General features: G+C 58.7%; 10 protein-coding genes and 1 other RNA gene. 5 read left to right on the forward strand and 6 right to left on the reverse strand.

The genetic code is table 11. The features are described 5' to 3' along the window. The first annotated feature begins 321 nt into the window (after positions 1–321). Entirely contained in the window at positions 322–1,707 is a 1,386-nt protein-coding gene (locus B5V00_RS16440) for a glutamate synthase subunit beta (protein WP_085011898.1), read from the forward strand. Positions 1,708–2,012: 305 nt separating this feature from the next. Next, complete coding sequence (locus B5V00_RS16445) at positions 2,013–2,450, forward strand: DUF4019 domain-containing protein (RefSeq protein ID WP_172399791.1); 438 nt, start codon at positions 2,013–2,015, stop codon at positions 2,448–2,450. 92 nt (positions 2,451–2,542) lie between these two features. Here B5V00_RS16445 and B5V00_RS16450 read toward each other — a convergent pair whose 3' ends face one another. The 6 genes from B5V00_RS16450 to B5V00_RS16475 form a co-directional block, all read right to left on the reverse strand. Then, positions 2,543–2,737 (reverse strand): DUF1059 domain-containing protein, encoded by a 195-nt coding sequence (locus B5V00_RS16450; RefSeq protein ID WP_085011900.1) that lies wholly within the window; start codon positions 2,735–2,737, stop codon positions 2,543–2,545. 458 nt (positions 2,738–3,195) lie between these two features. Continuing rightward, positions 3,196–4,092, reverse strand: a complete 897-nt coding sequence (locus B5V00_RS16455) for an acyltransferase (RefSeq protein ID WP_085011901.1) — start codon at positions 4,090–4,092, stop codon at positions 3,196–3,198. Between the two features lie 186 nt (positions 4,093–4,278). Then, positions 4,279–5,148 (reverse strand): lipoate--protein ligase family protein, encoded by an 870-nt coding sequence (locus tag B5V00_RS16460; protein WP_139800818.1) that lies wholly within the window; start codon positions 5,146–5,148, stop codon positions 4,279–4,281. A gap of 17 nt (positions 5,149–5,165) precedes the next feature. Next, on the reverse strand, positions 5,166–5,900 hold the full coding sequence (locus B5V00_RS16465; RefSeq protein ID WP_085011903.1) for a TorF family putative porin: 735 nt from the start codon (positions 5,898–5,900) through the stop codon (positions 5,166–5,168). Positions 5,901–5,972: 72 nt separating this feature from the next. Beyond that, positions 5,973–7,361: an ammonium transporter gene (locus B5V00_RS16470; protein ID WP_085011904.1), complete on the reverse strand. Its 1,389-nt coding sequence runs from the start codon at positions 7,359–7,361 to the stop codon at positions 5,973–5,975. A 193-nt stretch (positions 7,362–7,554) separates the two neighbouring features. Continuing rightward, positions 7,555–7,893 (reverse strand): P-II family nitrogen regulator, encoded by a 339-nt coding sequence (locus B5V00_RS16475; RefSeq protein WP_085011905.1) that lies wholly within the window; start codon positions 7,891–7,893, stop codon positions 7,555–7,557. Positions 7,894–8,276: 383 nt separating this feature from the next. On the opposite strand from B5V00_RS16475, the gene B5V00_RS17260 reads away from it, so the two are divergent. The 3 genes from B5V00_RS17260 (at position 8,277) to B5V00_RS16485 (ending at position 10,030) form a co-directional block, all read left to right on the forward strand. Next, positions 8,277–8,432: a hypothetical protein gene (locus B5V00_RS17260; protein ID WP_172399792.1), complete on the forward strand. Its 156-nt coding sequence runs from the start codon at positions 8,277–8,279 to the stop codon at positions 8,430–8,432. Positions 8,433–8,479: 47 nt separating this feature from the next. Beyond that, positions 8,480–8,659: non-coding RNA, 6S RNA (gene ssrS, locus B5V00_RS16480), on the forward strand. A gap of 192 nt (positions 8,660–8,851) precedes the next feature. Next, the gene (locus tag B5V00_RS16485) at positions 8,852–10,030 is read left to right on the forward strand and encodes a TraB/GumN family protein (RefSeq protein WP_085011906.1); all 1,179 of its coding nucleotides are present in this window, start codon (positions 8,852–8,854) and stop codon (positions 10,028–10,030) included. Positions 10,031–10,083: the final 53 nt, after the last annotated feature.

The raw sequence follows: 10,083 nt of genomic DNA on the forward strand, positions 1-10,083 counted from the left end.
GCGAGGTGCGAGGTGCGAGGTGCGAGGTGCGAGGTGCGAGGTGCGAGGTGCGAGGAAAGGGTAAAATACCGATATGGTCAAAGGCAAACAGATTTATGCCGAGGTAACGCAGCAGACGGCGTGAAGCTGTTTTGCCACTCAACACAGCCACAAGGCGAGCAGATTTGCCTTGGATGCTAGGCGCAGCAGAGATGGGCACCGCAGGCGTAGCGGCAGCTACGTCGAGGATGACTATCTCCGCTGCAACAACGCAGACAGGGTGAAGCTGTTCGCCGCCCTACGGAGACGGCGTTAAGCTGTTCGCCGCCCTACGGAGACGAAATGCAAGGATTTATAAACACAACCCGCGAAGACCCCGCCAAAGAGGACGTCAACCAGCGGGTTCTCAACTTCGAGGAGATCTACCGGTTTTTCAACAACCGTGTGGTCAGGCGGCAGGCGGAGCGCTGCGTGCAGTGCGGCGATCCTTTCTGCACCGCAATCGGCTGTCCGCTGCAGAATTACATTCCGCAGTGGCTGGAGGCGGTTGCCGAGAAGGACCTGGAGAAGGCGTTCCTGCTCTGCAACGAGACCTCGCCTTTTCCCGAGATTCTCGGCCGCATCTGCCCCCACAACCGGCTCTGCGAAGGGGCCTGCACTCTCGATGACGGCTACGGCGCGATTTCCATCGGCGCCATCGAGGCCTCGATCACCGACCTCGGCTTCCGCGCCGGCTTCAAGCTTCCCTTCCCCGGCCTGACCCGCGGCAAAAAGGTTGCCGTGGTCGGCTCAGGTCCGGCCGGGATGAGTTGTGCCCATTTCCTGCTGCGGGCGGGGATCGAAGTGGAGATGTTTGAACGCTCCGACATCCCCGGCGGCCTGCTCGCCTGCGGCATTCCCGGCTTCAAGCTCGACAAGGCGACGGTCAGCCACCGCTTCGAGATCATGCAGCAGGCGGGCCTGACCCTGCACCTGAACAGCAATATCGGCAGTGACCTGCCGTTGGCCAGGCTGGTGACCGATTTCGATGCCGTTTTCCTCGGCCTCGGTGCCACCAACGGCAAACGCGCCAACATCCCCAACGAGGATCACGAACAGGTCTACCTGGCCATGGAGTTTCTCACCAGTGTCCAGCGCCGCCTCGCCGGGCGCTCGTGGATGGAACGCTTCTCGGTTCTCGGCAAGCGGGTGGTGGTGGTCGGCGGCGGCGACACCGCCATGGACTGTGTTCGCACTGCCGTTCGCGAGGGTGCCGAAAGTGTCACCTGTCTCTATCGCCGGGACGCGGCCAACATGCCCGGCAGCAGCAAAGAGTTTCACAATGCCGCCGAGGAGGGCGTCCATTTCCTCTTTAACGAGGCGCCGACACGTATTGTGCTTGATGAACAGGGCAATCTGGTCGGTATCGACGCGGTCCGCACCCAACTTGGAGAACCCGATGACAGCGGTCGACAGCGCGTTGAAATGCTCGCCGACTCCGACCACTGCGTCCCGGCGGATGTCATCATCATGGCCCTCGGCTTCGACCAGGAACCCCATCCCTTCCTGGAACAGGAGGGCATCGAACTGCAGCAGTGGGGCAACATCCAGGTCGATGCCGAAGGACGCACCAGCCACGCGAAGATCTTTTCCGGCGGCGACTGCCATCGCGGCGCCGACCTGGCGGTGACCGCCGCCGCCGACGGGCGCACGGCCGCTTTCGGGATCATGAAGCAACTGCTGGAATAGACCGGTTCCGATATCGGCAGAAGCAATGAAGCTGTTGCCCTCGTCCCCCATCCCGCTTATAGTATCCCTGAATCGGTGAGTCCCTTGTCGGCGGATAGCACAAGTCATTGCTCTGCCTGAGCTTCCCAAAAATCACCAGCGAACCTACGGGTGCGCTTCAGATTTTTGGAAATCCCATTTAAGACCAGGCACTTGCATTCTCCATCCAACTGGAACTCACGGATTCAGGAGTATCCCCATACAATTTTCTGTCGCCGGTTTGCCTGACACGAACCGGCAGCTCGTTTTACATTCCGGAGGTTGTTTTGCTGAGAAAATACGGAATCCATGTCACCCTGCTGCTCGCCGCCCTGGCGATCATCATTCTCCCCCGACTGCACCAGAAGCCGGATCCGGCCAAGCTGGCGGAGGCAAACCGGAGCGCAACCCGGTTTCTGCAACTGGTCGACAACCAGAACTATGAACAAAGCTGGCAGGCCGCGGCCAAACTGCTGCAGGAAAAAGTTCCCAGTGAAGAGTGGATCAAGAAACTGACCAGTCTGCGCCAATGGACCGGACCGGTGGTGGAACGCAAACAGGTCGAAGCCCGCTATACGACCGAGGCCAAGGACAGCCCCGACGGCGAGTACATCATGCTCAACTACGAATCGAAATATCGGAACCAGCCCGACACCAAGGAACAGATCATCGTCATGCTGGATGATGACCACCTCTGGCGCGTGGCCGGCTATTTCGTCAAATAAGCAGGGGTCGGTGAACTCACCGACCCCTCCTCTTTTCCCCGCCGGAAGACTCTGTGCAATTTCCCCGGCGCCGGGTTCGCCCGCCGGCAACCTTAATGCGTCGGCGTCCCCTCTTTGAACGTCATCGAAACCTTGGTTCTGAAGTCGGTGGTGTTCGCCATTCCATGCATGTTGATGGCATGCTTGATCACCGCTTCCATCAGTTCTTCGTCATTGTTTCCGGTCAGAACTTCACTGCAGTGATCGTCTCCGGAAAAATCCCTGCATTCAACATATTTGCGTCCCATGACGATTCTCCTTCTCCGGCAAAATGCTTGTGAAACCGCAAAAATCTGTGACAGGTGCGGAACACCGTCCTGCCGGAGGCGGTAACCGCCCCTGTCCGCGCCTGTAGATATTTTACCGCTTTAGAGTGCCGGGGTACAGCTGATGGGCAAAAAAAGTCCCCGCAGTTCAGGAGGGTGAAACTGCGGGGAAAAAGGTTGTGTGCGTGTGTTACAGGAGGGCAGAACATGAAGAAGAAGTGTTCTGTTGGAGGTAATATTACCAATCTGGTTATATTTGTCAACATTTTTTTTGAATTTTCTTTTCAATATCAGAAACGAACGAAATTCTCGTGTGATCCCATAGTGTTGACGACACCCTGAATCCGTCGGAGAATAACGGTAGAGAACGGATCAACGAGGACAATCTGACACGACCGCGGGGGCCGGAGAAGCTGTGAAGATAGCGGAGGAAAGGATAATCAGGATTCTGCCGCCAATGATTCCAGCAGTTCGTCCTTCTCCTGCCAGATTTCATTGACCCATTTCTGCACCGCCGTCCGAAAGGCCGGATCGCTGCCATAATCGCCACTGCGCAGATGCTGCGGAAGCGGCCGGGAATCAATCACCACTTTGACGCTGCTCTTGTCTCCACTGAGAAAATCCCGGAAACCGGGGACACCCTCCGGATAGTAGATGGTGATGTCGATCAGTGCCTGCAGCTGTTCGCCCATGGCGCCGAGGACATACCCGGTGCCGCCGGGGCGCGGTTTAAGCAGATGCCGGTAGGGTGAGGACTGCCGTTGATGCTTGTCGGGCGTGAAGCGGGTTCCTTCCATGAAATTGAAGATCGCCGCCGGCAGGTGACGGAATTTGGCACAGGCACGGCGGGTGGTTTCGAAATCCTTGCCACGCTTTTCGGGGTGTTTTTTCAGGTACTGCTTGCTGTAGCGCTTCATGAACGGAAAATCGAGCGCCCACCAGACCAGCCCGATCACCGGAACCCAGATCAGTTCCTGCTTGAGAAAAAACTTCATCTGCGGCACACGCCGGTTGAGCAGTTGCTGGGAGATAAAAATATCGGCCCACGACTGATGGTTGCAGGTGACCAGATACCAGTTATCGGGACTCAATTCACTCCTGATGTCAACATCCCAGGGATTTTTTCGAACCATGCCGATCCAGAAGCCGTTGACCGTGATCCAGGAGGAGGTCATGACATTGAGCAGTCGGGTGCAGAGCCCGCGCCAGACGGGAAGCGGAACAACCAGCTTGGCCAGCGCGAGGCAGAAGATCGGCAGGCAGTGAAGCGCGGTGTTGCCGCAGAGCAGCGACATCGAAATAACGACACGCAGTTTTCTTGGCAGGAATCTGAGCATGGGCGGCAGTTTAGCCGGTCAGGGAGAGAATTTCCAGCCCAAAGTAGGGGCGACCGGCCGGTCGCCCCTACCCCTGTGGGCGCGAACCGTATGGTGCCATGCGGTCGTCCCCCCTGCAGGCGCGGACCTGGATTAAGGGGGATGCAGCGCCACCGTTCGAACAGGCGGGCATCTTCCTGGCCGCACTCAGTCGGGAGAAGAGAAAAATTCTCCGAGCAACATTTCCAGACGGGTGAACAGGTCCGCCATGAGCAATCCCGAGGCTTCCCCGCCGAGACATTCCCGCAGGGTGGCACAGGCCCCCGGATCGAACTGCAGCTCCTGCCCGCAGAGCCGGTAGAAGCGATTCACCGCCGCCGTCGCCTCGACCAGGTCGAGGTCAACCAGCAGGCAGGCATGAGCCAGCACCGCCGACCGCCCACTGCTCCCCCCGGCCCAGCGCTGGGCGGTGCCGAGCAATTTGCGGCCGGCAACCTGCAGGTTGTAGCGGCCGTCACAGAAGGAACCGGGAACTTCACCGATCCCGGCCGCCAAACCGTAGCCTTCCAGCAGCCGGGCGAACAAGCCGCAGAGGAGTCGATAACCGTTCTCCAGCAGCCATCCCTTCGGCTTGGGAAAAACCAGCGACAGGTTGAGGATCCCCGGCCCCTGCGGCACGCAGGAACCGCCGGAGCAACGCACCACCAGCGGCCAGCCCTCCCCCGCCAGGATCTCTGCAGCCTCCTCGAAATGCGGAAACCGCGCCTCGCGGCGGGTCACCACCAGGCAGCGGGGATCATGTTTTATGCAGATGACGGGTCCGCTGTCACCGCTGAGTACCCGCTGCAGCAACTGTTCGTCGTAACCGATGCTGGCCGCCGGGTCGGGGATCGGCTCGGGGCAGTCGATCTGCCAGGGACGGTCGACGATTGGCAGGGTGGAATCGAAATCCGGGCAGGTGACAGACATGCACCGATTGTACTTGATGATGTCTTTCTTCTCCAGTGGGATGCGCCAACGGGTCGACGGAAGGAAACCACGTTGAGTATCCCCCGGCAGAGCCGGGGGCTTCAGCACGACGATCATCCCCCCGTTCAGAATGCCAGGGTGACATTGACCCCGACCTGGTTCTGACTGTCGATCGCCAACTTGGCATCATCACTCAGGGCACTGGAGAAAACATAGGATGCCGAAACCGCGAGGTCGTCAGCCAGTTCGTAATCGGCGCGGAGTACGAACTCGTAATCGTGAAAGTCACTGTAGTTGCCGACGGAATAATCGCTCTCGTCGTTGTATGAAACCGACAGGCCCGGCGTCACGCTCAGCTTATCCATGATCTTGAAGCCCTGTTCGACCGCAAAAACATAGAACAGGCCGCTCTCTTCGGCCTTGTCCCAATCATAGAAGACGGTCAGTGACGGGGACGCGATGGTATGAAGAGAAACACCGGCATAGAGTTCGTTGGTATCCTCGGCACCGTCCAGAGCATAGAAAATGTTGCCGACACTGATCGACACCAGGTCGTTCAGATCTCGTGAGTAATCGAGCGTCAGATCGGTTTCGTTGATCTCTCCCGCATCGAAACCTTCGCCGACGTCATTTTTCAGCTGCAGATTGCTCCAGTAACTGACTGTTAAGGCTCCGAAGCTGACATCAACCCCGCCCTGGGTGACCGGCATTCCGCCGCTCAAATCGAATCCGCGCCACAGGTACTTGTCATAAACGCCGATATAGGCATCACCTTCAGCCTGAAAAGCCATGGCGGAAACCGGGGCCAGGCAGACAACGGCAAGAACCGAAACAATCAATATCAGACACAGCTTTTTCATTTTATTCAAACTCCTTGTCAAGGGTTGAAGATTCCGGGCGGCGACTGACTCCGCCCGGAGAGTGGGATATTTTCAGGGTTGTTCGACCGGGCGGGCCGAAAGCGAATCGACCGCCCTGGAGGCATTGCCACCGGAGCCGCCGGGAGTAATAACACTGCCGAGATGCACGGTATGGAAATCGGGATAGGCATTGGCGCCATGTTCGGAGAAATCGAGACCGGCCAACTCCTCCTCTTCGGTGACGCGCATGCCGATCACCAGGTCGATCAGCTTGAAGACCACCAGCCCGGCAACAAAAGCCCAGGCGAAACAGGCACCGATGCCGACCAGCTGCACACCCACGGTTTTCAGTGAAAAACCGGCGCTGTCGAACAGTCCGGCCGCCAGGGTACCCCAGGCGCCGCAGACCCCGTGGACCGAAACGGCACCGACCGGATCATCAATCCTGATCTTTTCGAAAAAGAGGACCGAAAAGAGCACCAGCACCCCGGCCACCAGACCGATAATGACCGCCGAGGCCGGGCTGACATTGGCACAACCGGCGGTGATGCCGACCAACCCGGCCAGGGCACCGTTGCAGGTCATGCCGATATCGCTCTTGCCGTACTTGATCCAGGTTGCGGCCATGGCGGAAAAGGCACCGGCCGCGCCGGCCAGGGTGGTGGTTACGGCAATCAGCGCGATGGAAGTATCACCGGTGGTGGTGGACCCGGGATTGAACCCGTACCAGCCGAACCAGAGCAGGAAAACCCCGAGGGAGGCGATGGGAATATTGTGCCCCGGAATCGGCCGCGCCTTGCCGTCTTTGTCGAACTTGCCGAGCCGCGGGCCGACGACGATGGCGCCGGCCAGGGCCAGCCAGCCGCCGACCGAATGCACCACGCTCGAACCGGCGAAATCGATGAAGCCGAGACCCTCCAGCCAGCCGTTGCCGTGATACAAGGATCCCCAGGCCCAGCCGCCGAAAATCGGATAGATCAGGGCCGAAACCAGGACCGAATAAACCAGGTAGGCACTGAACTTGGTACGTTCAGCCACCGCGCCGGAGATGATTGTTGCGGCGGTGGCGGCGAAAACTACCTGGAACATCCAGAACGCATAGTTCCAGGGCGCGTCATCACCGACGGCACCACCGAAAAAGAAGTCAGACGTTCCGAACCAGCCGTTGCTGCCCCCGAACATCAGACCGAAGCCGACCGCCCAGAAGGCAATGGCTCCAACCGAGAAATCCATCATGTTCTTCATCATGATGTTGCAGGCATTCTTGGCCCGGGTGAACCCGGCCTCGACCATGGCGAACCCGGCCTGCATCAGGAAAACCAGGAAAGCGGCCACCAGGGTCCAGACGAAATTGAGGTTGGTCTGCACCTGACCGGCGGTCAGCGGCGCGTCTCCAGCCAAAACCAGGCTCGGCAGCAGAACCAGCAGGAAAGAGGTCAGCAAGGCAATACGCTTCAACATGGTGAAATCCTCCTTTGTTTTTAGAGTTACACCTGAATCCGTGAGTTCCTGTCGGATGGAGAGTGTAAGTACTTGGCCTGAATGGGATTCCCAAAAATTTGAAGCGCACCCATAGGTTCGCTGGTCATTTTGGGGAAGCTCAGGCAGGTCAATGACTTGCGCTATCCGCCGGTAAGGGGCTCACTGATTCAGGTTACAGGGAATCGATACCGACTTCTCCGGTACGGATACGCACCGCCTGACCGATATCGGAAACGAAAATCTTGCCGTCACCGATGCGGCCGGTACAGGCTTCCTTCTGCACGGCTGCGACCACCGCCCCGACCTGGTCGGCGGCGACCACCAGGTCGATCTTCACCTTGGGGATGAAATCAACCTGGTACTCGGCGCCGCGATAAAGTTCCGTGTGCCCCTTCTGGCGCCCGAAACCCCGGACCTCGCTGACGGTCATCCCGGTGATTCCGAGATCTGTCAGGGCAGTCTTGACGTCGTCCAGTTTGAACGGCTTGATGATGCATTCGACCCGTTTCATGGCCATCTCCTTTCCAGCGTTGATGAATTGAACTTCCTGGGATCATGGATGCCTGTCCGGAAACCTGAATCAGTGATTTTCTGTTGGATGGAGAGTGCAAGTGCTTGGTCTGAATGGGATTTCCAAAAATCTGAAGCGCACCCATAGGTTCGCTGGTGATTTTTGGGAAGCTCAGACAGATCAATGACTTGTACTCTCCGCCGACAAGGTACTCACTGATTCAGGGGAAACAGAAAACGCCCCGCTTCACCCGTGGTATCAACGGATAAAGCGGGGCGCCATTGCCCGGTTATTCATTATCGGCCAGGGAATCACACGCGAACGACGTTGTTCCGCGGCGACCCTGTCGTCGGCAGACAGCCCGGAAGCTGTCGACCACTGTCATGATTGAACGGTTAGCAGCAACCATGCCAGTTGTTTTTAGCTATGATTTCAACCAGTTGACAAACAGCAACCTCACCGCCTGCATATTTATTGACCACCCTGAAGAGCATCTGATCAATCCGCGGGCAATCGACAAAAAGAGTCCTCACAAGTGACTTTTTCCTTGTCCGGACAGTGACACTTTTCTATACTGAAGCATATTGGCTCTCTGCCTTGCAGGTGAGGTCGCAAAGCCCCGGCGGTATAGTTGTAGAACGGGACTGTTTCAACGACATGGTGTGCCAGCCCGCCACGTAGCGGGACGCCTGAAGTGCCGGTAAACGGTCCCACTTATTCGGGAGTCGCCTGAGGCCCCGAGACCCACGGCAGCGGTGGAGAGTCTTTGCTGGAAAAAGGCGCCCCTATTCAAGAGGCGCCTTTTTTGCGTCCTTTCGAGCCGTTGGAAAGCGCATCCGGCCGAAAAATTTCTGTTCGCCGGCAACCGGTTATGCTAGTGTCCATGCGGAAAATCCCCATGACACGACAGCTGTTCACGACAGAAACCCTTGTCGTTTGACTGAATGGAACCCCACGCATGACCGAAACTCCGACCTCAGATATCACCCGCCTGGAACTGGATGGCCGCGAAATCATCCTGATCGGCACCGCCCATATTTCCCAGAACTCGGTGGACACAGTGCGCGAGGTGATCGCCGCGGAGCAGCCCGATACCGTCTGTATCGAACTCGACGCCCAGCGGTTTCAGGCCCTGCGCGACCGCAACCGCTGGGAATCGCTCAACCTGATCCAGGTGGTGCGCAAGGGCCAGGTGCCTTTCCTGCTGGCCAACCTGGCGCTGGCCTCGTTTCAGAAACGGATGGGGCTGCAGACCGGGGTGAAGCCGGGGGCGGAACTCGCCGCCGCCGCCGAAACCGCCGAGGAACACGGTATCGCGGTCGAACTGATCGACCGCAACATCCGCACCACCCTGCTGCGCGCCTGGCGCAAAACCGGGCTGTGGCGCAAGCTGCAGCTGCTTTCGACCCTGCTCGCCAGCCTGTTTGAAAAACAGGAAATCAACGAAGAGGAACTGGACAAACTTCGCGAAACCGACACCCTGTCGGCAATGCTGGAAGAGATGGGCGATCTGCTGCCGAACGTCAAGCAGATCCTGGTGGATGAGCGGGATGCCTACATGGCGGAAAAGATCCGCCGCGCCCCCGGACAGAAACTGGTGGCAGTGGTCGGCGCGGCCCATGCAGCCGGAATCTGCAGCCGGATTCAGCAGCCGGCTGATCCGCAGACCTTTGCCGAGCTGGATGTCATTCCGGCCAAATCCATGATTTCGAAGCTGATTCCCTGGCTGATTCCGGGCATTGTCATCGCCCTGTTCATTGCCGGTTTTTTCTTCGGTGACCGTCAGGCGATGGCCGATGCCGCGGTCGCCTGGGTGCTGGTCAACGGCCTGCTTTCAGCAGCCGGAACCATCCTCGCCTTCGGCCATCCGCTGTCGGTCCTCGCCGCCTTCGTCGCCGCCCCGATCACCTCTCTCAATCCAACCATCGGCGCCGGCATGGTGGTCGGCCTGGTGCAGGCCTTTATCGCCGCCCCGACGGTCCGTGACCTGGAGCATGTCGGTGAAGACCTCGCCAATCTGCGCGGCTGGTGGCGCAACCGGGTCACCCGGGTGCTGCTGGTCTTCCTCTTCTCCTCCATCGGCTCGGCAATCGGCACCCTGGTGGCGTTTCACTGGCTGAAGGATCTGATCAGGTAGGTTCGAGGTTCGAGGTTCGAGGTTCGAGGTTCGAGGTTCGAGGTTCGAGGTTC

Origin of the sequence: Geothermobacter hydrogeniphilus (assembly GCF_002093115.1) — a bacterium.
GTDB lineage: Bacteria > Desulfobacterota > Desulfuromonadia > Desulfuromonadales > Geothermobacteraceae > Geothermobacter_A > Geothermobacter_A hydrogeniphilus.